We start from the raw sequence: 20332 nt of genomic DNA on the forward strand, positions 1-20332 counted from the left end.
GTTCCACGAGTATGAGGAAGCAGGGGTTGCCGGCCGCCGCTGCGGCCGCGGTGACGGTGGTGCTGTGGGCGTCGGCGTTCGTCGCGATCCGCCATGTGGGGCAGGAGATCTCGGCGGGCGCCCTGTCGCTCGGCCGGTTGCTGGTCGGCAGCGTACTGCTGGGGATCTTCGTGTTCAGCCGGCCGCGGCGCTGGCCGGCGCGGGCCGACTGGAAGTTCCTGCTGGTCTGCGGGCTGCTGTGGTTCGGCGTCTACAACGTGGCGCTGAATGCGGCCGAGCGGCACCTGGACGCCGGGACGACCGCGATGCTGGTGAACATCGGTCCGCTGCTGATCGCGCTGCTGGCCGGGATCCTGCTGGGCGAAGGGTTCCCGCGGCAGTTGGTGGCCGGGAGCCTGGTCGCGTTCGGCGGGGTCGTGCTGATCGGGCTGTCGTCGGACGGTGGCGCCGAGGTGTGGGGCGTGGTGCTCTGCCTGCTGGCCGCGGCGGCGTACGCGGTCGGCGTGGTGGCGCAGAAGCCGCTGCTTGCGCGGCTCCCCGCGCTGGAGGTGACCTGGTTGTCGTGCGTGATCGGTGCGGTCGCCTGCCTGCCGTTCGGGCCTGACTTGGTGCGGGAGGTCGGTCCGTCGACGATCTGGTGGGTGGTGTTTCTCGGCGCGTTCCCGACCGCGATCGCGTTCACCACCTGGGCGTACGCCCTGGCCCGGACGACGGCCGGGCGGATGGGCGCGACGACGTACCTGGTGCCGCCGATCACGATCGGCCTCGGATGGCTGCTGCTCGGCGAAGGGCCGGCGCCGCTCGCGTACGCCGGGGGTGCGCTGTGCCTGGTCGGGGTGGCGATCTCGCGTTACCGGCCGCGCGCGGTGGCCGCGATGCCTGCGGTCAGCGTCGACAATCCCGACTCGAAACCGCTGTCGAAGTCGTAGGCGAGGCCTGTGCTGCCCAGCTCGCTCACGATCCGCGTCAGGATCGGCGCCTTGCCGGGTGGGAGGGCTTGGACGCGCGCGAGCAGGTCGGGGGCGAGCTCGAACGTCTCGGCGCGGACGGACGCCTCGCCGAGGCTGAAGCCGTGGATGAAGTCGATCAGCGTGTTCGCGGCCTCGAAGACCTGCCGAGGCGCGAGGCCTGAACGGTCCAGGGCGCGGTAGAACGGCTCCATCGTGACCACGACGACGTTCGACACCACGGACGCGTCCGACAGCACTTGGAGCGCGAGGTTCGGGTGCTGCCTGAGACCGTCCCGGTAGGCACGGGCGGCGGTCTTGAGCTGCTCGTCCCAGGGCACGGTGTCGCCGGGATCCGGGAGCTCGAGGTTCGCGAACACCAGCTCGGCGAGGCCGGCCAGGACGGCCGCCTTGTTCGGCAGGTGGTGGTAGAGCGACATCGGGTTGACCTGCAGCGTCGCCGCGAGCCGGCGCATCGTCAGCGCGTCGATGCCCTCGTCGTCGACGATCCGGAGAGCCGCGGTCAGGATCGCCTCCCGGCTGAGCCGCTCCTCGCCCGCCCGGGGTCGTCCGGAGCGCTTGCCAGCGTTAACCATACGCCGTATGGTACATAATCGTACAACGTATGGATAAGGAGGAGCGGCATGCAGCCGTTGACGGGGAAAGTGGCGCTGGTGGCCGGTGCGACCCGGGCAGCCGGGCGGGGGATCGCGGTCGAGCTCGGCGCGGCCGGCGCGACGGTCTACGTGACCGGGCGGTCGACGCGGGACCGGCGTTCGGAGATGAACCGGCCGGAGACGATCGAGGAGACGGCCGAGCTGGTCGACAAGGCAGGCGGCCGCGGGATCGCCGTACCGGTGGATCACCTGGATCCGGCGCAGGTGCAGGCGTTGATCGAGCGGATCGAGCGTGAGCAGGGCGCGCTGCACATCCTGGTGAACGACATCTGGGGTCAGCACGGCGAGCCCGAGTGGGACAAGACGGTGTGGGAGAGCGACCTCGCGGGCGGGCTCCGGCTGCTGGAGCTCGGGGTCAACACGCACGTGATCACCAGCCACTTCGCGCTGCCGTTGCTGATCAAGACGCCGGGCGGTCTGGTGGTGGAGATGACGGACGGCACGAACGAGTTCAACGCTTCGAACTATCGCGTGTCCTTCTTCTACGACGTCGCGAAGGGCGCGGTGAGCCGGGTCGCGTTCGCGCTCGCGCACGAGCTGGACAAGTACGACGCGACCGCCGTACTGCTGACGCCCGGCTGGCTGCGGTCGGAGGCGATGCTGGAAGGGTTCGGCGTTCGGGAGGACAACTGGCGGGACGCGACCGAGCGGATCCCGCACTTCGCGATCTCGGAGAGCCCGTCGTACGTCGGCCGCGCGGTGGCGGCGCTCGCGGCCGATCCCGACGTACGCCGGTGGAACGGCAAGTCGACGTCGAGCGGCGAACTCGCCCAGATCTACAACTTCACCGATCTGGACGGCAGCCGCCCCGACGCGTGGCGGTACATCGTCGAAGTGGAGCATGCCGGCAAGCCGGCCGACACCACCGGCTACCGCTAGCCGATCAGAGGCGGTACGGCACGCAGGCGGTGGTGCTGGGCTCTGCGGCGATGACGGGGGTGCCGTCGGGGGATTGGGCTGTGTGGGGGTGGGCGGCCGCGATCGGGATCCCCTGAGCGGCGGCCAGCGCCAGCACCTCGCGTCGTGACGTCACCGCGGTGGCCGGGTCCTGTTCGTACACGTACGTCAGCTCCGGCCACCGCACCTGCGCGGGATGCACCCACAGATCGCCGCCCAGCACGGCCCGCTCGGTCACGACAGCCTGATGCCCAGGTGTGTGCCCCGGCGTCGGCAACAACCGCAAGCCGCGCAGCATCGTCTCCCCGTCGACCACGCGCAACTGTCCGGCTTCTTCGATCGCCTGGATCCGGCTCACGTAGTTCTGCCCGCCTCGCACATGCTCGAACTCCGCGCGCTGCACGACGTACTCCGCCCGCTCGAACACCGGCCGCACACCGTCCGAAGCCCACCCCACGTGATCCGAATGCACATGCGTCAACACGACCGCATCCACATCCGCGGTCTCCACCCCCACTTGCGCCAGCAACCCAGGCAACCGCCCACTCACCCTCAACCACTCAGCCGCATCCCCACCCGCCGGCCCGATCCCCGCATCCACCAACACCACACCGGACCCGTCCACCACCAGATAACTGTGGAAATGCAACAACCACCCGCCCGCGTGCACGTTCCCCGGCATCACCCGCCCAGTCCACTCAGCCGCCTCCACCCCCCACCCAGGCAACGCCTCCCGCAACCCCTCCGGAAACACCGCCACCGCATCACACAACACCGTCAGGTCCACGGGGTCATTCTGCGGTGCGATCAGGGCAGGAGCATCCAGGTGGCGAGGGTGGTCATGAGGAGGGCGATGGTGGTGTCGAGGATTTGCCAGGCTCGGGGGCGGGCGAAGAACGGGGTTAGTTTGCGGGCGAAGAAGCCGAGGGTGAAGAACCAGGTGAAGCTGGCGGTGACTGCGCCGACGCCGTAGAGCCAGCGGCCGTCGGTGCCTCGTTGGTTGGCTAGGGAGCCGAGGAGTACGACGGTGTCGAGGTAGACGTGCGGGTTGAGGTACGTGAAGCCCAGGCACGCCAGTACGACGCTGCGGAGGGCGGCGGGGGCGTGGTCGGCGGGGGTGATCGAGCCGGGTTTGAAGGCGCGTTTCGCGGCCAGGAACGCGTAGCCGTAGAGGAACGCCGCGCCGCCGTACTTCGCGATGTCGAGGGCGAGCTGGTTGCGGGTGAGCAGGGCGCCGAGGCCGAGGATGCCGCTGGAGATCAGGAGCGCGTCGGAAAGCGCGCAGGTCAGGACCACCGGCAGGACGTGCTCGCGGCGCAGTCCCTGGCGCAGGACGAAGGCGTTCTGCGCGCCGATCGCGACGATCAGGGACAGGGCCGTGGCGAAACCGGCGAGGAGGGGCATGTCTTCGACGGTAGGCAGTGCAGCATCTTCAAACCAGCTAAAGATTCTGATGCCCCATTAGGATTGCTTCATCATGCAGTTCGACTCGGTGCAGCTCGAGACGTTCGTGGCGGTCCTCGACGAGGGCAGCTTCGACGCGGCCGCCCGGCGGCTCAACGTAACGCCGTCCGCGGTCAGCCAGCGGATCAAGGCGTTGGAGAGCCGCCTCGGGCAGATCGTGGTGATGCGCGGCAAACCGGCCCGCGCGACCGCGGCGGGTGCGGCACTGCTCCGGCTCGCCCGCCAGGTCTCGCTGCTCGAACTCGAGGCGATCGCCGCCGTCCGCGGCACCGTCGACGCGCAGCGGATACCGATCGCGGTGAACGCGGACTCGCTGAACAACTGGTTCCTGCCCGCCATGCTCGACCTGTCCCGGACCCACAACGCGCGGTTCCTCGTCCACCAGGAGGACGAGGAACACTCCGCGGAGTACCTGCGCAACGGCACGGTGCTCGCCGCGGTCACCGCCGACCCGCGGCCGGTGCAGGGCTGCCGCGTCGTCCCGCTCGGCAAGATGCGGTACCTCCCGCTCGCCACCCCGGAGTACGCCGAACGTTGGCTGACCGGCAAGCCGCTGCCGGAGGCCCTCGCCGAGGCGCCGATCGTGACGTTCAACGAGAAGGACGTTCTGCAGCACCGGCTGCTCCGCAAGGTCACGCGCCGCCGCCTCGACCCGCCGTCGCACGCGATCCCGGCGTCCGCGCCGTTCCACGAGGCTGTCCGGATCGGCCTCGGCTGGGGCATGATCGAGGACCAGCTGGCGGACTCCGAGCTCGCCGCCGGCCGCCTGGTAGAAGTTGCTCCCGGCAAATACATCGACGTGCCGCTGTACTGGCAGCACTGGAAGCTCGAGTCCGGCATCCTCGACGCCCTGACGGCCGCCGTACTGCGGGCCGCCGAGGCGGGACTGCGTACGACGCGGCGGGTCAGTCCCAGCGCATAGCCATCGGGTTGTCGGCCGGGATCAGGCCGTCCGCCATCAGCACAGCGCTCAGCGGACGTACGACGTCGTGCAGTTCGTCGGTCAGGTCGTCGCCGAGGGCTCGCCAGCCCTGGTCGGCCAACGTGTCCGTCGTGTCCTCCACCTGCTGGCGGACGGCGTGGCCGGCGGAGGTCAGCATCCCGCCGGCGTCGAGCAGACCGCGCCCACGAAGGTCGTCGGACGCAGCCGCCCACTCATCGTCGCTCCAACGCCGGTTGAGTTGGAAGACCTCCTTCGCCGGGCCGCCCGCCGCCGAGATCGTCACCAACGCCTCGCAGGGAGTGAGGCCCGCGGCGACGAGTGCAGCGACGTGCCCGTCGCCGCGCGACTCCCGGAGGATCGTGGTCGCCTGCCAGAGGACGAGGTGCGGCTCACTCGGCCAGTCGAGCGCAGCGTTCGCCGCCGCGATCGGCCGTCCGGCGAGCGGCGCCGATTCCGCTGCCCGTCGCCCCAGCTCGGCCGCCCGGTCGAACCCTCGGTCTGACACCGCGTCCGGGAACATCCGCCGTACGGCGTTGTCGACAGCCGTCAGGCGGGCGTCGAGCAGTTGGGACGGGCTCGCGTACTTCCAGGCGTCCGGGATCGAGCGCGCGACCATCGCCGGGTGGAAGTTGTAGAACACGGCCGCCACGATCTCCGGACCGACCGGCCCGAGCGGCGCGGCACGGCAGCCGAAGTAGCTCATCCACCCGCCCTTGAGCCCGAGCGCGTCGGTCGCCCGCCGCGTCTCCGGGGCGCAGTAGGTGATCGCGTGGAACGGCTCCAGCGCCTTCCACATCTTCCGAGCGCGATTCACGGCAATGGGCGGTACATCACGTGCAGGCCGACGTACCCGAGGCGGGGGTGGTCGAAGGCCTCCGGGACGGTGCCGGCGATCCGGAAGCCGAGGGACTGCCACAGGTGGACGGCCGGCTCGTTGGTCTCGACGACCGCGTTGAACTGGATCGAGCGGAACCCGGTCCGCCGGGCCCACGCGATCATGTCCTCGCACAACGCCCGCCCGACGCCGCGGCCGCGGGCCTTGCTGTCGACCATGAAGCTGGCGCTGGCCACGTGTGCACCGGGGCCGGGCCGGTTCGGGTACATGTTCGCGCTGCCGAGAACGGTGCCGTCGGCATCGACCGCGACCGTGGTCCGGGCCAGCGGCGAGCTCGACGGGCTCATCCAGAGCGCCCGCGCCTGCTCCTCGGTCAGGTTCGGGTCGTAGGTGTACGTCTCCCGCGCGGTGACGATCTCGCGGAAGAACGGCCAGATGGCCGGCCAGTCGGCGGCGGTCGCTTCTCTGATGCTCACAGTCATGATGGGAGCAGCATCACCCGCGGACGGCGGGGATGCCAAGAGGATTCCCGATAGGCTGTCCAAGGATGACAGACTCCGTGATCCAAGGGCTGCCGCGCTGGACGCTCGCCGTGCCGCCACTCGCCTTCGTCGTCCTGCTCGCCACCTGGCACCGCGATCTCGGTGCGGTCCTGCTGATCCTGGTCTGCCTCGGTCTCGGCGCCGCGGTGATCGCCGCCGTGCACCACGCCGAGGTCGTCGCGCACCGTGTCGGGGAACCGTTCGGCACGCTGATCCTGGCGCTCGCGGTGACGGTCATCGAGGTCGCGCTGATCGTCACGCTGATGGCGTCCGGCGGTGACAAGGCGGCGTCACTGGCCCGGGACACCGTGTTCGCCGCGGTGATGATCACCTGCAACGGCATCCTCGGGCTGTCGCTGGTCGTCGGCTCGCTGCGGCACCGGGTGCAGGAGTTCCGGGTGCAGGCGTCGTACTCCGTGCTCACGGTGATGATCGCCCTGGTGACGCTGAGTTTGGTGCTGCCCACGTTCACGACGAGTGCGGAGGGGCCGCAGTTCAGCTCGGCGCAGCTGGCGTTCGCGGGCGTGACCTCGCTGGTGCTGTACGGCGTCTTCGTGTTCATCCAGACGATCCGGCACCGGGACTACTTCCTCCCGGTCCGCGCCGACGGGGACGTCGACGAGGACGAGGACCACCACGCGGCCGCGCCGAGCGGGAAGACCGCCCTGCTCAGCCTCGGGTTGCTGTTCGTCTGCCTGGTCTCGGTGGTCGGGCTCGCGAAAACGGTGTCGCCGAAGCTGGAGTCCGCGGTCGAGTCGGCCGGCGCGCCACTGGCAGTTGTCGGTGTCGTGATCGCGCTGCTGGTGCTGCTGCCGGAGACGGTCGCCGCAGTGCGCGCGGCCCTGCGGAACCGTCTCCAGACCAGCGTCAATCTCGCGCTCGGCTCAGCGCTCGCCAGCATCGGCCTGACCATTCCGGCGATCGCGGTCGCCTCGATCTGGTTGAGCGGGCCGCTCGTCCTCGGGCTCGGTGGCAAGGAACTCGTGCTGTTCATCCTGACCGTCGTGACCAGCATGCTCACTCTCGCCACCGGACGGGCGACCCTGCTGCAGGGCGCCGTTCACCTCGCGGTGTTCAGCGCCTTCCTGTTCCTTGCGGTAAGCCCCTGAGGTAGTCGGCCACCGCCTGCTGCTTGCTGTGTTCGGCCCAGCTCAGCGCGTCCCCGTTGTAGTTGGGGTCGCGTAGCTCCGGGTCCGCGCCGAGCTCGATCAGCTTCCGGACCGTGTCCAGGTGGCCGTTCAGCGCGGCGCGGTGGATCGGCGCCGCTCCGCCCGCGATCCGGCTGAGGTCGTAGCCGAGCCGTTGCAAGGGTTCCATCGCGACGGTCCGCCCGACCTCCGCTGCCCGGACCGGGAGGTGCGGCAGGCGAGCGACGGCGCGTGCGGCCAGCGCGGGATCGACGTACGGCGTCTCGCCACGCATCGCCGCGGCGTACACCTCGTGGACCTCGTCCAGCGGCGCGGCGCCGCTGGCACGAAGCAGGTCGGCGACTTCCGTGTGCCCTTGGACGGCGGCGAGTTCGTACGGGCGTTCGCCGCCGAACACCGGATGCCTGGTGCCGACGCCCTCCGGATCGGTGCCTTGGGCAAGTACCAGTTCCGCGCGGTGCCGCAGACCCGCCCAGGAGGCGAAGACCAGCTCGTCCTCCAGCAGTTGCCGCGGGGTCGGGTGCGCGGTCGTCAGCCGCTCGTGCCACGGACCGCCGTTTCCACGGCCGAGTCCGTACTCGAGCAGCAGCTCCAGGTGAACATCGTCGTACGGCGGGGGACACCCGGGACCGCAGTTGTACATGGTCTGGCTGTCGTTCGGGTCGGCGCCGGCGTCGAGGAGAAGGCGCGCCAGTTCGACGCGATGGCGGTGCGGCGGCTGGTCGCCCTCGCCGCGGCCGAACACGCCGGTGAGCGCGGTGAACGGCGACGGCATGCCCTGCCAGAGGTACCCGGCGTTCGGATCGGCGCCGTTCTCGAGGAGCAGGCGCGCGATCTCGAGCTGGTTCGGTGCGTCGAGGCGGCTGTAGGTGAGGTAGAGGAGCGGCTCCCAGCGGTACGGTCCGCCTTCCACGGCGGCCTGTGCGGCGTTGCGTCGTACGCCGTCCAGGTCGCCGGCCACCACCTGTGTGTAGATGTTGCTCCCAGCAACGTCCGGGAAGCGGTCGAGAAGCTCGCGGGCGGCCTGCCGGCGGGAAGGGGCGTCCTCCCCGTAGTGCAGGGTCGCGAGCCGGAGGAACTCGTCGGCCCGCTGCTGTGGCGTGTCGAGCGGTCCGCCGACCGACTGCCGATGCGGCGAACGGCTGTAGCGGTCGACCAGCTCCAAATGCCGCACGATACGCGGCCAGCTCGGGAAGCCGTAGCTGCGGGCGATCACCAGCTGCGCGTCCGCGAGCGTCTTGACCGGATGGAACTCTTCGGCCAGTGTGACGGCCGCGGGGTCGCCGGCGCGCACCCGTTTGAGCAGTGACTTGGCCTGACCGCGCAGGTGGTCCAGGTTCGGATCGTCGGGAAGATTCCGGGTCGGCATCGCCGACCTCCTCTCTACGAGCCTGCTGTCCGCGTCGTCAGGCGAGAAAGGAGGTCAATCCAGTACTCAGGATGTAGCACTCAGGTGGGCTGAGCCCTTCCCGCGGACCGGTGGCACCCTGAGTGCCTACCGTCACCGTAGCTCACAGCGGCTTCTCCATCCACCACTCGGTGAACTCGTACGCGCGGTCCTTCTCGAGCCGGATCACCCACAGGTTGCTGAACTCGCCCGGCGGATTCGTCAGGTACGTCGTCCAGCCGCGGACGAACCCGACCCCGTCGCCGAACCCGAGCACCTGGTACTCGAACGTCGTCTCGCCCGGCCCGTCGGCAACCTCCTGCCAGGCCGCGACGATCGCGTCGCGGCCGAGGACCGGGTCCTCGTCGGGCCGCCGGTACCAGGCGGCGTCCTCGGTCCAGAGCGCGGCGATGTCCGCCGGATCGTTGCTCTCCCAGGCCTTCCGGTACTTGTCGACCCAGCGGTCGAGGTCCTTCTCCTTCATGCTCATCCGATCCGCCGGTGGTTCAGGACGACGGCGGCCGGCCGGGCGAGTACGTCGGGATGTGCGCGCGGGTCGGCGTCGTACGTGACGAGGTTGCCGGCACCGCGGCGGCCGAGGTACTCCTGCGCGACGGTCGAGCCGGCGGCGATGGCCTGCTCGACGGACAGCCCGTGCTTGACGAGCAGGTCGATCTCGGCGGCGACGGTGCCGACCACGTCGGATCCGGTCAGCACGCGGACGCCGTACCGCTCGGCGAGCGGAAGGATCGACGCGAGGTACTCCGACCGGGCCTCGCGCCGGCTCGCCTGTTCGGGGGTCTCGCCCGGATGCGGGCGGATCGAGGCGCAGAGCGTCGGGGTCCATGCGCCGCCGCGGGCGCCGAGCGCTGCCAGGTCCCGCTCGGTGAGCGCCGTACCGTGCTCGACCGAGTCGACGCCGGCCCGGATCAGGTCGGAGACGTGGTCGGTGTTGACGTGCGCCGCGACACGGACGTCGCGCGAGTGCGCCAGTTCGACCATCGCCTCGACCACGGCGATGTCGTACGACGGGCTGACCTTGCTGCCGCGGATCGGGCCGTCCGGGCCGACCTCGGGGAAGTCGCCGACCAGCTTGAGCCAGGTCGCGCCGTCGGCGATCTCGGCCTCGACCGCGGCGAGCAGGTCCTCCGGGGCGACCGGCTCGTAGGCGCCCGGGAAGTAGCGGCCCTCGGGCGCGAGGAACCGGCCGGCCGCGAGCACGAACGGGCGGCTGTCGTCCGTGGTCCGCGCGAGGTGCAGGGTGACGTCGCGGTTGCCGCCGACGTCCCGGACCGCGCTCACGCCGGCGTCCGCGAGTTCGCCGAGCCGCTCGGCCGCGTACTCCGCGTCGCGCAGGACAGGGCCGTTCGCGCCCGGGGCCATCGTCAGGTGACAGTGCGCGTCGACGAGGCCCGGTACGCCGTACCGCCCGGGCAACCGCTCGCCGTCCGCGCCGGGGCCGAAGGTCAGCCGGGTGGCCTCGCCGGCGGGGAGCACGGTGCCTTCGAAGACCCAGGTCGTCATGGTCGCCATTGTGTCGCCATTGTGGCCCAGGGGAGATCCAGATCACGCGAGCGGCGACTTGAACATGTTCAAAACAGCGGCGTACCGTCAGGCTTGACGAGAATTTGAACGTGTTCAAGAGGTGAGGACGAGGATGAACATGACAGTCACGGCGTACCTGGTCTACCTGATCGTCGCGGTGCCGCTGACGATCTGGGTCGCGCGCACCCTGAGCCGCAACGGGCGGATCTTCCTGGTCGACGTGTTCCACGGCAACGAGGACTTCGCCGACGCGGTGAACCGGCTGCTGGTGGTCGGGTTCTACCTGGTCAACCTGGGGTTCGTGACGCTGTTCCTGCGCGGCGGGAGCGCGGTCGCCGACGCCCGCGGCGTGTTCGAGCAGCTGAGCGTGAAGCTCGGGATCGTGATGCTGGTGCTCGGCGTCATGCACCTGATGAACGTGTGGATCTTCAGCAAGATCCGCACCCGGAGCCGGCTCGACAGCATGACCCGGCCGCCGGTGCCGCCGAACGACACGGTGCCGCCTGCGCCGCCGCTGACCGAGCGGTACGGGTACTGACGCTCGTGCGTGAGCTGACGGTTCTGTACGACGCCGGATGCCCGCTGTGCCGCCGGTTCAAGGACTGGCTGGCGGCGCAGCATCCGGCGCCGGACGGGTACGGCGGGGTGGTGCGTCTGCGGTTCGTCGCGGCGGGGTCGGCGAACGCGCGGGCGCTCTACCCCGCGCTCGACCACGAGGCAACCCTGCGGGACGTGACCGTGGTCGCGGACGACGGGTCGGTGTACGTCGGCGATCGCGCCTGGATTGTGTGTCTGTGGGCCACGGGGGAGCACAGACACACCGCAGTACGACTGGCGAGCCCGGCGATGCGGCCGGTCGCGAAGGCGATGGTCCAGGCGGCGGCTGGTCTGCGGCGGTTGACCGGAGGTGATTACGCTGACGAATGTGACGGACGGTGCGACCGCGAAGGGTGAACAGACGCGCGAGCTGATCCTGTCGACGGCGCTGCGGCTGTTCCGGGAGCAGGGCTACGGCAAGACCACGATGCGCGCGATCGCCACCGAGGCGGGCGTGTCGGTCGGGAACGCGTACTACTACTACGGCTCCAAGGACCACCTGATGCAGGCGTACTACGACCTGCTGCAGGACCAGCACCGCGAGGCGGTCGAGCCTGTGCTCGCTGCGGAGAAGGCGTTCGTGCCCCGGTTGGCCGGCGTACTGCATGCCTGGCTGGAGGTGTCGGCGCCGTACCACGAGTTCGCGGGCACGTTCTTCAAGACGGCGGCGGATCCGAGTAGTCCGCTGTCGCCGTTCAGCGACGAGTCGCGGCCGGCCCGGGATGCGAGTGTCGAGGTGTTCCGGCGGGTTGTGGACGGGGCCGATCTCAAGTTGCCGGCGGACCTGCGGGCGGAGCTGCCTGAGTTGCTGTGGCTGTTGCAGATGGGGATCGTGTTGTTCTGGGTGCACGACCGGTCGGAGGGCGTCCGCCGGACTCGTACGCTCATCGATCGCGCGGTTCCGCTGGTCGACCGGCTGCTCCGGCTGACGCGGATCCCGGGTGTCCGCGGTGTCGTGAACGACATCGTCGGGCTGATCCGCTCGATCAAGCCGTAGTCAGGCCCTGTCTGGTGATCCATCGCCTACTGCGGGGCACTCGGCACGGCATCTCACCGCACGGGTGCAAAGGCCACGATGCTCCGCATCGAGACCTTCGCCCCCGCACGCCGAGCTACCGCACCGAGCACCTCCTCGCTACGGCGCTGGATCACCAGACAGGACCTATTCGCCGGTGGAGCCGTCCAGGCGCTCGCGGAGGAGGTCGGCGTGGCCGTTGTGGCGCGCGTACTCCTCGATCATGTGCAGGTAGAGCCAGCGGACGGAGTACGGCTCGTCGTACCGGGGGCGGATGAAGGTGGCGTCGAGGGAATGCTGCGCGGCGAGGGCGTCCGACAGTTTCACGATCGCGTGGTAGTCCTCGAGGTCCTGCTCCGCCTGCTCGGGCGTGACGAGGTCGAAGTCGCCGTCGGGGTGTTCGTCGGTCCAGTACTTCTCGGGCGAGTCGTGGCCGGCCAGCGCGCGGTGGAACCAGTACTTCTCGACCTCGCTCAGATGCCGAACGAGGCCGATCAGCGACATGCTCGACGGCTCGACGGTGCGTCGTACCAGGTCCGCGCCGGTGAGGCCGGACAGCTTCCAGAGCAAGGTCCCGCGGTGGTAGTCGAGGAAGCCCTGCAGCAGCACGCGCTCGTCGGCGACGGTCGGCGGGTCGGTCCGGAACTCTGTCGTCACGAGCAGAACCTAACCTGTGTGACGAGGGTCCTGTGAATAACCGGCGGGGTTTCGACCCGCGGTGCCGTACGCTGTGACGGACGGCCCGCCCAGTTCTGCCTCGGGCCGGTGCGCGCAAACACTCTGCGCCAGCAGTCGACCACCACGCGCCGCGGCCCCGAGCCGCGCCGGGCAGGACGACCCCCGACATTTGGAGTAGTTCTATGGCGGCCCGCCGCCCCACGTCATCAACCACGCAAGACCAATCCACTACGTCCCCCAAGCCGGCCGGTCAGGGCCGGTCGCGTCGCCGGCGTCGCTCCGGCGCTGCTCGGCCGGCCACCGAGCATCCGCTTGATGTTGCTGTGAGCAATGAAGCGGTTGCTGTGGACAACCGGACGTTCGCCGAGCTCGGCGTACCCGATCGTCTCGTCGACGCGCTTGCCGCGGCCGGTGTGACGACGCCGTTCCCGATCCAGTCGGCGACGTTGCCGGATTCCCTGGCCGGTAAGGACGTTCTCGGTCGCGGCCGCACCGGTTCCGGCAAGACGTACGCCTTCGTCCTGCCGGTCCTGGCCAGGCTCGCGACCAGCGCCGCCAAACGCCGTCCGAACCAGCCGCGCGCGCTGATCCTCGCGCCGACCCGCGAGCTCGCCACCCAGATCCAGGCCTCGATCACGCCGCTCGCCGACGCGCTCGGCCTGCGTTCGATGACGATCTTCGGCGGTGTCGGGCACGGCCCGCAGATCACCGGCCTGCGCAAGGGCACCGACATCGTGGTCGCCTGCCCGGGCCGCCTCGAGGACCACATCACCGCCGGCCACGCGAAGCTCGACGCGGTCGAGATCACCGTGCTCGACGAGGCCGATCACATGGCCGACCTCGGTTTCCTCCCCGCCGTACGCCGGATCCTCGAGGCGACGCCCGGCACCGCCCAGCGGCTGCTGTTCTCGGCCACGCTGGACGCCGGCGTCGACGTGCTGGTACGGCGCTTCATGAACGCCCCGGTCACGCACAGCGTCGACTCGGCCAAGTCGCCGGTCGCGCGGATGACGCACCACGTCCTGCACGTCCAGCCGGACACTCGGCTCCCGGTGCTGGTCGACCTGACCGCGGCGCCGGGGCGTTCGCTGGTGTTCACGCGGACGAAGTACGGCGCCAAGGCGCTGGCTCGGAAGCTGATCGCTCAGGGCGTGCCGGCCGTCGAGCTGCACGGCAACCTGTCGCAAGGCGCGCGTACGCGCAACCTGGAGGCATTCGCCGACGGTACGGCGAAGACGCTGGTCGCCACGGACATCGCCGCCCGCGGCATCCACGTCGACGGCGTCACGCTGGTCATCCACGCGGACCCGCCGGTCGAGCACAAGGCATACCTGCACCGCTCCGGCCGCACCGCCCGCGCCGGCGCCGAAGGCACAGTCGTCACCCTGATGACCGACGACCAGGTCCGCGACGTCCGCGACCTCACCCGCAAAGCCGGCATCACCCCCCAAATCACCAAACTAACCACCGGCGACCCCCTCCTCACCACCCTCGCCCCCGGCGAACGCACCTACACAACGCCACCCCCCAAACCAGCCCCCACCCAACCCAACCAAGCCACCACCACCCGCCGCCGCTCCCGAGGCCAGCGCCCCAACCAACGCACCACCGGCGACCGGCCCGGTCAGCGTCCTGCCGGCGGGCAGTCCGGTGGCGACGGATCAGCCGCCCCGACCCGCGCCTCGTCCCGCCGGGGTCGCGGCCGGCGTCGCGGTCCCGGTCGCCAGGCTGCCTGAGCCCGCGCCCTACGCTGGATGGCGACGTGTTGACGGGGAGAGGGTGTTGATGCGGGTTCGGGCGGTTTTGGGGGACCTGGTGCCGGAGGCGCTGGGGGTTGCCGACTCGCATGATCATTTGTTCTTTCAGTCGGTGGCGTTGCCTGCGGATCAGGCGTTGGATGATGTTGCGGCTGCGACTGCCGAGGTGCGGGCGTTTGCGGATGTGGGTGGGCAGGCGGTTGTGCAGTGGACCCCGCACGGGCTGAATCGGCGCGCTGAGGTGCTGCCGGGGATCTCGACGCGGACCGGTGTCTCGATCGTCGCCGCGACCGGTCTGCACCGGCTCGAGCACTACCCGGACGGGTACGTCGACAAGGTGCGCGACCAGCTCGCCGAGATCTTCGTGCGTGAGCTGACGACCGGGATCGGCGACACCCAGGTCCGCGCCGGGCTGATCAAGGTCGCGGGCGGTTTCCACATCCTCGACGCCCACGCCGAGCTCGTCATGCGTGCCGCCGCCGAGGCACATCACGCCACGAACGCCCCGATCGCCGTACACCACGAGCTCGGCTCGGCCGCGGACGCCGTACTCGATCTGCTCGTCGACAAGCTCGACGTCCACCCGGCCGCGATCATCCTCGGGCACCTCAACCGGTTCCCGGATCACCGCGCGCATCACGACCTCGCGCGGCGCGGTGCGTGGCTCGCGTTCGACGGACCGTCGCGCGCGAACAGCGCCACCGACCCGCGGCTCATCGACTGCCTCGCCGCACTGATCGACGCCGGGTACGCCGACCGCCTCCTCCTCGGCGGCGACACCACCAGCGCCCGAGCCCGCGCCGCCACCGGCGAGGGCCCCGGCATGCCGTACCTGCTGACTCACCTCAAACCACGCCTGACCCGGTACTTCGGCGCGGACATCGCCGACGCGATCTTCCGAACCAACCCGGCGCGCGCCTTCGCCACCGATTGGCGCATGTAGGCGCTAGCGTCCACTCATGAGTGCGATCGCGCAGGTCTTCGTCGTCGTCGCGGGTGTGTTCCATGTCGCGGTGTTCGCCATGGAGAGCGTGTTGTTCCGCAGGCCGAGCACGTACCGCCAGTTCCTGGTGAAAGAGACCGAGGTGGACGCGGTACGGCCGTGGGCGTTCAACCAGGGCTTCTACAACCTGTTCCTGGCAATCGGCGCACTCGGCGGCCTGATCTGGGGCGGCGACAAGGGCCACGCCATCGCGCTCTTCGCGTGTGCGTGCATGGCGGGCGCGGGCGTCGTACTCGCCGTCTCCGACCGCCGGATGCTGCGCGCCGCGGCCACCCAGGCCTTGCCGCCGATCGCCGCGATCGTCCTCGCCGCAGCGCTCTAGTTGACTTAAAGTGCACTTGAGGGCCGATCGTTCTCGGCATGACAACCCTGGCCGAGCCGACCACTGAGACAGGCGGCGTCCTCTCCCCGCAGTACCGCGCCCTGACCATCGGGATGGTCGCGCTGATCACCCTGGTCGCGTTCGAGTCGCTGGCCGTCGCGACCGCGATGCCGACCGTCGCGCAGTCCCTGGACGGACTCAGCCTGTACGCGCTCGCGTTCGGCGGTCCGCTCGCGTCGGGCGTCGTCGCGATGGTCGTCTCCGGCACCTGGAGCGACCTGAAGGGCCCGACCCGTCCGCTCTGGCACGGTACGGCGTGGTTCCTGGCCGGCCTGCTGATCGCGGGCCTGGCACCGTCGATGGCGGTCCTCGTCGCCGGGCGGATCATCCAGGGTTTCGGCTCGGGCCTGCTCACGGTCGCGCTGTACGTCGTCGTGGGCCAGCTGTACCCGGCCCGCCTCCGGCCGCGGATCTTCGCCGCGTTCGCGACCGGTTGGGTCGTGCCGTCGCTCGTCGGCCCGGCGATCGCAGGGCTGATCGTCGAGCACACCAACTGGCGGCTCGTGTTCCTCGCCGTACCGGTGATCGCAGTACCGGCGGCACTCGTGATGCGACCGGGGCTGGCGCGGGGCAGCGCGTACGACGTACGTCCTGGACGGCTGTGGGACAAGCGCGCGCTGTGGGCGGTCGCGGCTGCGGTCGGGGTGGGGCTGCTGCACTACGGCGGCCAGCAGCGTGGCGCCGTACAGCTCGTCCTGCTGGCGATCGGGCTGGCCGGGGTGGTTGCCTTCGGCCCGCGGTTGCTGCCTTCCGGCACTTTCGCTTTCGGGCGCGGGCTGCCGTCGGTGATCGCGCTGCGCGGGCTGGTCGCGGCTGCTGGGTTCGGAGCGGAGGTGTTCCTGCCGCTGATGCTGACTCGGGAGCGCGGTCTGTCGCCGTCGCTCGCTGGACTCGTGCTGACGGTCAGCGCGCTGAGCTGGACGGCGGCGTCGTGGTACCGCGGGCGGCCGAAGCAGCCGTTCTCGCACGCGGTGTTCCTGCAGGCCGGTATGGTCGCGATCCTGCTCGGCATCGTCACGGCGGCGTTGACCCTGAACCCGAACGTGCCGGTCGTCGTCGGGATCGTCGGCTGGGGCCTGACGGGGCTCGGGATGGGGACTGTGTTCCCGACGCTGTCGGTGCTGGTTCTGGAGTACTCCGAGCGGGACGAGCAGGGGGCGAACAGCTCGGCGTTGCAGCTCAGCGATTCGTTGTCTACAGCAACGATCTTGGCGATCGGCGGGTCGTTGTTCGCGGCGCTGGAGCCGCACTCGGCGGTGACGGCGTACCTGGTCGCCTTCGGCCTACCGGCGCTGCTCGCCCTTCTCGGCGTCCCAGCGGGCCGCCGTACTGCAAATCCCTAGCCGCCAGTCGTCGGCTGCCAGTCCTTGGCGCCGTTCCTCGTCGGGCGCTACTCCTTGGAGCCGCTGACGGCGATGCTGGCGCCGAGGCCGATGATCATCAGGCCACCGGTACCACCGACCAGTTCGAGCCGGCGCGGCGAGCGGGCGAACCACTCGCGCGCCGTACCGGCCACGAAAGCCCAGACACTGTCCGAGCAGAGCGCGATCACGTTGAAGATCAACCCGAGCAGCAGGATCTGCGCCCACGCCGGGCTACTCGCGTCCTTGTCGACGAACTGCGGCAACGCCGCCGCGAAGAACACCGCGGTCTTCGCATTCGTCACGCCGACCAGGAACCCCTGCCGCATGGTCTTCCGCCCGGTGGACGCCGAGGTCTCGCCGGCGAGCGCCGCAGCCAACGACTTCCGCTTCCGGAACGCCTGCACACCGAGATAGATCAGGTACGCCGCCCCGACAAGCTTCACCACCGTCAACGCGACCGCACTGGCCGCGATCAACGTGCCCAGCCCGAGCGCGATCAGCACCAGCATGACCGCGGCACCCATCGTGTTCCCCAACATCGTCAACACGGCTTCCCGCCGCCCGACTGCCAGCGCCCGCCCCACGATGAACAACACACTGGGTCCCGGAACAACAATGATGATGAACGAAGTAATCGCAAACGCGAGTAGATGCTGACCGGACGGCATCTGCCTAGGATAAGCCGCCCACGCGTGCTCCGCAGGTGCTTACCTCGTCGCTGCGCTCCTCGGCGCACCTGCTACGCGCGCTCCCACCCACCCCCGGGCTTGGCGCCCGGACTCTTGTTTCCGGCTTCCGCCGGGATCTTCCGGCTTCCGCCGGGAGTTGCCGGCTGCCGCCGGCGAACTGCGAGCTGCCGCTCGCTGCACTGCCAGGCCGATGCCCCGTCACCAGGAAATCGTGGCGAAGGAACGGTGGTGATCCACCGACCGAGGTGTCGAGACCGGACTTGAAGAAGCTCATGAGATCGCAGGTCAAACCGGCGAGCCGTCAACGTCAGGCCATCGGCCGGGTCGTGAATCCGATCCCGACAAGGCTCGCAGGCGGCAAGAACGCCTGCCTTTCCGCCGCCTTATCACCTCGCTCTACAAACCGCCGGGCCTCATCGTGAGGGCGGGACCCATGCTCCCCTCATCCGGTCGTCGTCGTGACGGCCGTCGGCCCTGCAGTCGCACGCGAGCGGCAGCTCGCAACTCGACGGCGGCAGCCGGCAACTCCCGGCGGAAGCCGGAAGCACCGGCGGAAGCCGGAAGATCGGCGCAAGCCGGAAACACCCGGCGGAAGCCGGAAACAAATGTCCGGGCGCTAAGCCCGGGGGTGGGTGGGAGCGCGCGGAGCAGGTGCGCCGAGGAGCGGAGCGACGAGGTAAGCACCTGCGAAGCACGCGTGGGATCGACTGCTCGTGCGATAGGTCACGAGCTCGCGGCCCCCGTTGACCGGAGCTCGTCAGGGCCTCTACGGTTCGATGGTCAACCTGCGGTGCCATGAGGGAAGCCGGTGCGAGTCCGGCGCGGCCGCGCCACTGTGATCGAGTTCGCTCGTCAGTCAGGACGCTCGGGTACCAGCAGCCTTTCGAAGGGGACGCGCACTTCCCCAGGAGGTTCAGTTCAGATGGCAGCTCCTGCCCGGTCGGTCGTCGTACCGGCTCTCTCGCCCAAGCTCTTCGCGGTCGCGTTGGCCAGCGTCGGTGTGATGCTCCTGCTCGCGTATCTGGTCGGGTTCGACCAGGGGGCGGTGTCGCGCTCGGGGATGTTCCTGCACGAGTTGATGCACGACGGCCGGCACCTGCTCGGCGTGCCCTGTCACTAGCTCAGATGCGCACCTTCGGATCGCTCCTGGTGCGCGGACTGATCGTCGGACTCTTCGCCGGCCTGCTGGCCGGAGCTTTCGCCTATGCGACGGGCGAGCCGCGGATCGACGCGGCGATCGCGATCGAAGAGGCCGGCGGTCACGCGCACACCCACGCTGAAGAAGAACACCACGACGAAGAACCGCTCGTCAGCCGCGACGGGCAGCGAGCCGGTCTCTTCCTCGCTACCAGCCTGTACGGCGTCGCGCTCGGCGGGCTGTTCGCGGTCGCGTTCACGCTGCTCCGCCGCAAGCTGCGGACCGGGAACGACGCGTACGCCGCGCTCGGCCTCGCCGCGGCGGGTTTCGTCGGCGTCGTACTGGTCCCGTTCCTCAAGTACCCGCCCAACCCGCCGGCGGTAGGTGATCCGGAAACGATCACCCGGCGCACCGTCACGTACCTACTGACGCTCGTGATCGGCCTGCTCGCGGTCTGGGCAGGTGGCGCGCTGTCCCGCTGGGCGGAGCGGTACGGCGACCTCGCCCGGCTCGCGGGTGGTGTCGTAGGGCTGGTCGGCACCGTCGTGGCGGCGTACCTGATCCTGCCGCGGATCAACGAGGTTCCGGAGGCGTTCCCCGCTACGCTGCTGTGGCAGTTCCGGTTCGCCTCGCTCGGTACGCAGGCGACGCTGTGGCTCCTGCTCGGTTTCGGGTACGCCGTCGCGGTGGAGCGCCGGCCCAGCAGATCGAAGGTGGTTGCCGCGTGACGGTGCCGAAGCCAACAGCGCTGACCCTGGTCGCGCACGCCCTGACACCCGCGTTGCGCGGACTCGTACTCGGTGGTGACGCCGAGCCGGATCCGGCGGGCCTCGAGGCGGCGCGCGAGCTCAAGCTCCAGGCGGAGGTGGTGTACTCCGGGCCGGAGCGGGCCGCCGTACGGACGGCTGCGGTGCTGGGGTTCGAGCCGGTGGTCGAGTCCGCGCTGCGGGACCGTGAGTACGGCGAATGGGCAGGGCGCGGGCTGGAGGAACTGCTCGCCTCCGATCCACAAGCCGTGTCGGCGTGGCTCGAGCGGCCGCACCTGGCGACGCCCGGCGGCGAGACCGAGAACGACGTCCTCGCCCGGGTCGCCGACTGGCTTGGCGATCTCGCGGAGCGGGAGGTCGGCTCGGCGCTGGCGATCGTGCACCCGGCGGTGGTCCGCGCGGTCGTCCTGTACGTCGTCGACGCCCCGGCCGAGTCGCTCCGCCACATCGACGTACGCCCCCTCGCCACGCTCAACCTCTCACACCACTCCGGCAACTGGTCTCTGGCCTTCACCCCCTTGACCTGACAAACTGCGACTCGTCCGGTCTCACGCCCA

24 protein-coding genes and 1 riboswitch are annotated in these 20332 nt (G+C 70.0%); of the genes, 14 read left to right on the forward strand and 10 right to left on the reverse strand.

What is annotated here, in order from left to right; genetic code table 11:
- Positions 1 to 11: 11 nt before the first annotated feature.
- On the forward strand, positions 12 to 929 hold the full coding sequence (locus tag ABN611_RS13115; protein WP_350280120.1) for a DMT family transporter: 918 nt from the start codon (positions 12 to 14) through the stop codon (positions 927 to 929).
- Here ABN611_RS13115 and ABN611_RS13120 read toward each other — a convergent pair.
- Entirely contained in the window at positions 851 to 1543 is a 693-nt protein-coding gene (locus tag ABN611_RS13120; RefSeq protein WP_350280121.1) for a TetR/AcrR family transcriptional regulator C-terminal domain-containing protein, read from the reverse strand. The two genes, ABN611_RS13115 and ABN611_RS13120, sit on opposite strands and share 79 nt — an antisense overlap.
- 48 nt (positions 1544 to 1591) lie before the next feature.
- On the opposite strand from ABN611_RS13120, the gene ABN611_RS13125 reads away from it, so the two are divergent.
- Positions 1592 to 2503 (forward strand): SDR family oxidoreductase, encoded by a 912-nt coding sequence (locus ABN611_RS13125; RefSeq protein WP_350280122.1) that lies wholly within the window; start codon positions 1592 to 1594, stop codon positions 2501 to 2503.
- A 4-nt stretch (positions 2504 to 2507) separates the two neighbouring features.
- Here the strand turns inward: ABN611_RS13125 and ABN611_RS13130 are convergent, their stop codons facing one another.
- Positions 2508 to 3308, reverse strand: coding sequence for an MBL fold metallo-hydrolase (locus ABN611_RS13130; protein ID WP_350280123.1), 801 nt, complete (start codon positions 3306 to 3308; stop codon positions 2508 to 2510).
- Positions 3309 to 3328: 20 nt separating this feature from the next.
- Positions 3329 to 3925 (reverse strand): LysE/ArgO family amino acid transporter, encoded by a 597-nt coding sequence (locus tag ABN611_RS13135; RefSeq protein WP_350280124.1) that lies wholly within the window; start codon positions 3923 to 3925, stop codon positions 3329 to 3331.
- A gap of 73 nt (positions 3926 to 3998) precedes the next feature.
- On the opposite strand from ABN611_RS13135, the gene ABN611_RS13140 reads away from it, so the two are divergent.
- Positions 3999 to 4907, forward strand: coding sequence for a LysR family transcriptional regulator ArgP (locus ABN611_RS13140; RefSeq protein WP_350280125.1), 909 nt, complete (start codon positions 3999 to 4001; stop codon positions 4905 to 4907).
- On the opposite strand, the gene ABN611_RS13145 is transcribed toward ABN611_RS13140, so the two are convergent.
- Positions 4891 to 5742, reverse strand: a complete 852-nt coding sequence (locus tag ABN611_RS13145; RefSeq protein ID WP_350280126.1) for a hypothetical protein — start codon at positions 5740 to 5742, stop codon at positions 4891 to 4893. The genes ABN611_RS13140 and ABN611_RS13145 overlap by 17 nt on opposite strands.
- Positions 5739 to 6245, reverse strand: a complete 507-nt coding sequence (locus ABN611_RS13150) for a GNAT family N-acetyltransferase (RefSeq protein WP_350280127.1) — start codon at positions 6243 to 6245, stop codon at positions 5739 to 5741. The genes ABN611_RS13145 and ABN611_RS13150 overlap by 4 nt, the downstream gene beginning before the upstream one ends.
- A gap of 65 nt (positions 6246 to 6310) precedes the next feature.
- On the opposite strand from ABN611_RS13150, the gene ABN611_RS13155 reads away from it, so the two are divergent.
- A complete protein-coding gene (locus ABN611_RS13155) occupies positions 6311 to 7414 on the forward strand; it encodes a calcium:proton antiporter (protein WP_350280128.1) in 1104 nt (367 codons plus the stop codon).
- Here the strand turns inward: ABN611_RS13155 and ABN611_RS13160 are convergent.
- The 3 genes from ABN611_RS13160 to ABN611_RS13170 all read right to left on the reverse strand — a co-directional run bounded on the left by ABN611_RS13160 (position 7380) and on the right by ABN611_RS13170 (position 10364).
- Positions 7380 to 8822, reverse strand: a complete 1443-nt coding sequence (locus ABN611_RS13160; RefSeq protein WP_350280129.1) for an ankyrin repeat domain-containing protein — start codon at positions 8820 to 8822, stop codon at positions 7380 to 7382. The two genes, ABN611_RS13155 and ABN611_RS13160, sit on opposite strands and share 35 nt — an antisense overlap.
- 142 nt (positions 8823 to 8964) lie before the next feature.
- Complete coding sequence (locus tag ABN611_RS13165) at positions 8965 to 9324, reverse strand: nuclear transport factor 2 family protein (RefSeq protein WP_350280130.1); 360 nt, start codon at positions 9322 to 9324, stop codon at positions 8965 to 8967.
- A 2-nt stretch (positions 9325 to 9326) separates the two neighbouring features.
- Positions 9327 to 10364, reverse strand: a complete 1038-nt coding sequence (locus tag ABN611_RS13170) for an amidohydrolase family protein (protein WP_350280131.1) — start codon at positions 10362 to 10364, stop codon at positions 9327 to 9329.
- A gap of 133 nt (positions 10365 to 10497) precedes the next feature.
- Here ABN611_RS13170 and ABN611_RS13175 point away from each other — a divergent pair, with 133 nt between their 5' ends.
- The 3 genes from ABN611_RS13175 to ABN611_RS13185 are packed head-to-tail and all read left to right on the forward strand — an operon-like array spanning position 10498 to position 11979.
- Complete coding sequence (locus tag ABN611_RS13175; RefSeq protein WP_350280132.1) at positions 10498 to 10923, forward strand: hypothetical protein; 426 nt, start codon at positions 10498 to 10500, stop codon at positions 10921 to 10923.
- Between the two features lie 5 nt (positions 10924 to 10928).
- Positions 10929 to 11339, forward strand: a complete 411-nt coding sequence (locus tag ABN611_RS13180) for a DCC1-like thiol-disulfide oxidoreductase family protein (RefSeq protein WP_350280133.1) — start codon at positions 10929 to 10931, stop codon at positions 11337 to 11339.
- Positions 11311 to 11979: a TetR family transcriptional regulator gene (locus tag ABN611_RS13185; RefSeq protein ID WP_350280134.1), complete on the forward strand. Its 669-nt coding sequence runs from the start codon at positions 11311 to 11313 to the stop codon at positions 11977 to 11979. Before ABN611_RS13180 ends, ABN611_RS13185 begins: the two co-directional genes overlap by 29 nt.
- Before the next feature lie 165 nt (positions 11980 to 12144).
- Here ABN611_RS13185 and ABN611_RS13190 read toward each other — a convergent pair whose 3' ends face one another.
- A complete protein-coding gene (locus tag ABN611_RS13190) occupies positions 12145 to 12654 on the reverse strand; it encodes a DinB family protein (RefSeq protein WP_350280135.1) in 510 nt (169 codons plus the stop codon).
- A gap of 344 nt (positions 12655 to 12998) precedes the next feature.
- On the opposite strand from ABN611_RS13190, the gene ABN611_RS13195 reads away from it, so the two are divergent.
- Genes ABN611_RS13195 through ABN611_RS13210 form a run of 4 tightly spaced genes read left to right on the forward strand, consistent with a single transcriptional unit; the run spans position 12999 to position 17160 of the window.
- Positions 12999 to 14411 carry a DEAD/DEAH box helicase gene (locus ABN611_RS13195; protein WP_350280136.1) on the forward strand — a complete coding sequence of 471 codons (1413 nt, stop codon included), beginning with the start codon at positions 12999 to 13001 and terminating at the stop codon, positions 14409 to 14411.
- Between the two features lie 49 nt (positions 14412 to 14460).
- Positions 14461 to 15375, forward strand: coding sequence for a hypothetical protein (locus tag ABN611_RS13200; RefSeq protein WP_350280137.1), 915 nt, complete (start codon positions 14461 to 14463; stop codon positions 15373 to 15375).
- Positions 15376 to 15391: 16 nt separating this feature from the next.
- Positions 15392 to 15757 carry a DUF1304 domain-containing protein gene (locus tag ABN611_RS13205; RefSeq protein ID WP_350280138.1) on the forward strand — a complete coding sequence of 122 codons (366 nt, stop codon included), beginning with the start codon at positions 15392 to 15394 and terminating at the stop codon, positions 15755 to 15757.
- 38 nt (positions 15758 to 15795) lie between these two features.
- A complete protein-coding gene (locus ABN611_RS13210; RefSeq protein WP_350280139.1) occupies positions 15796 to 17160 on the forward strand; it encodes an MFS transporter in 1365 nt (454 codons plus the stop codon).
- 47 nt (positions 17161 to 17207) lie between these two features.
- On the opposite strand, the gene ABN611_RS13215 is transcribed toward ABN611_RS13210, so the two are convergent.
- Complete coding sequence (locus ABN611_RS13215; RefSeq protein WP_350280140.1) at positions 17208 to 17777, reverse strand: LysE family translocator; 570 nt, start codon at positions 17775 to 17777, stop codon at positions 17208 to 17210.
- 849 nt (positions 17778 to 18626) lie between these two features.
- A riboswitch (cobalamin riboswitch) is annotated at positions 18627 to 18756 on the forward strand.
- Positions 18757 to 18792: 36 nt separating this feature from the next.
- Between ABN611_RS13215 and ABN611_RS13220 the strand changes: the two genes are divergently transcribed.
- From ABN611_RS13220 to ABN611_RS13230, 3 genes are read left to right on the forward strand one after another with little or no spacing between them, the layout of a single operon-like run.
- Positions 18793 to 18990 (forward strand): CbtB domain-containing protein, encoded by a 198-nt coding sequence (locus tag ABN611_RS13220; protein WP_350280141.1) that lies wholly within the window; start codon positions 18793 to 18795, stop codon positions 18988 to 18990.
- 5 nt (positions 18991 to 18995) lie between these two features.
- Positions 18996 to 19736: a CbtA family protein gene (locus tag ABN611_RS13225; RefSeq protein ID WP_350280142.1), complete on the forward strand. Its 741-nt coding sequence runs from the start codon at positions 18996 to 18998 to the stop codon at positions 19734 to 19736.
- Positions 19733 to 20302 (forward strand): histidine phosphatase family protein, encoded by a 570-nt coding sequence (locus ABN611_RS13230; RefSeq protein ID WP_350280143.1) that lies wholly within the window; start codon positions 19733 to 19735, stop codon positions 20300 to 20302. Before ABN611_RS13225 ends, ABN611_RS13230 begins: the two co-directional genes overlap by 4 nt.
- The last annotated feature ends 30 nt before the right edge of the window (positions 20303 to 20332 follow it).

Source organism: Kribbella sp. HUAS MG21 (assembly GCF_040254265.1).
Lineage (GTDB): Bacteria > Actinomycetota > Actinomycetes > Propionibacteriales > Kribbellaceae > Kribbella.

What these genes read in the sequence shown, in the direction of transcription:
- ABN611_RS13115 (WP_350280120.1), top strand. Translation starts at nt 12, where the DNA reads ATGAGGAAGCAGGGGTTGCCGGCCGCCGCTGCGGCCGCGGTGACGGTG.
- ABN611_RS13120 (WP_350280121.1), bottom strand. Translation starts at nt 1,543, where the DNA reads ATGGTTAACGCTGGCAAGCGCTCCGGACGACCCCGGGCGGGCGAGGAG.
- ABN611_RS13125 (WP_350280122.1), top strand. Translation starts at nt 1,592, where the DNA reads ATGCAGCCGTTGACGGGGAAAGTGGCGCTGGTGGCCGGTGCGACCCGG.
- ABN611_RS13135 (WP_350280124.1), bottom strand. Translation starts at nt 3,925, where the DNA reads ATGCCCCTCCTCGCCGGTTTCGCCACGGCCCTGTCCCTGATCGTCGCG.
- ABN611_RS13140 (WP_350280125.1), top strand. Translation starts at nt 3,999, where the DNA reads ATGCAGTTCGACTCGGTGCAGCTCGAGACGTTCGTGGCGGTCCTCGAC.
- ABN611_RS13150 (WP_350280127.1), bottom strand. Translation starts at nt 6,245, where the DNA reads ATGACTGTGAGCATCAGAGAAGCGACCGCCGCCGACTGGCCGGCCATC.
- ABN611_RS13155 (WP_350280128.1), top strand. Translation starts at nt 6,311, where the DNA reads ATGACAGACTCCGTGATCCAAGGGCTGCCGCGCTGGACGCTCGCCGTG.
- ABN611_RS13160 (WP_350280129.1), bottom strand. Translation starts at nt 8,822, where the DNA reads ATGCCGACCCGGAATCTTCCCGACGATCCGAACCTGGACCACCTGCGC.
- ABN611_RS13165 (WP_350280130.1), bottom strand. Translation starts at nt 9,324, where the DNA reads ATGAAGGAGAAGGACCTCGACCGCTGGGTCGACAAGTACCGGAAGGCC.
- ABN611_RS13170 (WP_350280131.1), bottom strand. Translation starts at nt 10,364, where the DNA reads ATGACGACCTGGGTCTTCGAAGGCACCGTGCTCCCCGCCGGCGAGGCC.
- ABN611_RS13175 (WP_350280132.1), top strand. Translation starts at nt 10,498, where the DNA reads ATGAACATGACAGTCACGGCGTACCTGGTCTACCTGATCGTCGCGGTG.
- ABN611_RS13200 (WP_350280137.1), top strand. Translation starts at nt 14,461, where the DNA reads ATGCGGGTTCGGGCGGTTTTGGGGGACCTGGTGCCGGAGGCGCTGGGG.
- ABN611_RS13205 (WP_350280138.1), top strand. Translation starts at nt 15,392, where the DNA reads ATGAGTGCGATCGCGCAGGTCTTCGTCGTCGTCGCGGGTGTGTTCCAT.
- ABN611_RS13210 (WP_350280139.1), top strand. Translation starts at nt 15,796, where the DNA reads ATGACAACCCTGGCCGAGCCGACCACTGAGACAGGCGGCGTCCTCTCC.
- ABN611_RS13220 (WP_350280141.1), top strand. Translation starts at nt 18,793, where the DNA reads ATGGCAGCTCCTGCCCGGTCGGTCGTCGTACCGGCTCTCTCGCCCAAG.
- ABN611_RS13225 (WP_350280142.1), top strand. Translation starts at nt 18,996, where the DNA reads ATGCGCACCTTCGGATCGCTCCTGGTGCGCGGACTGATCGTCGGACTC.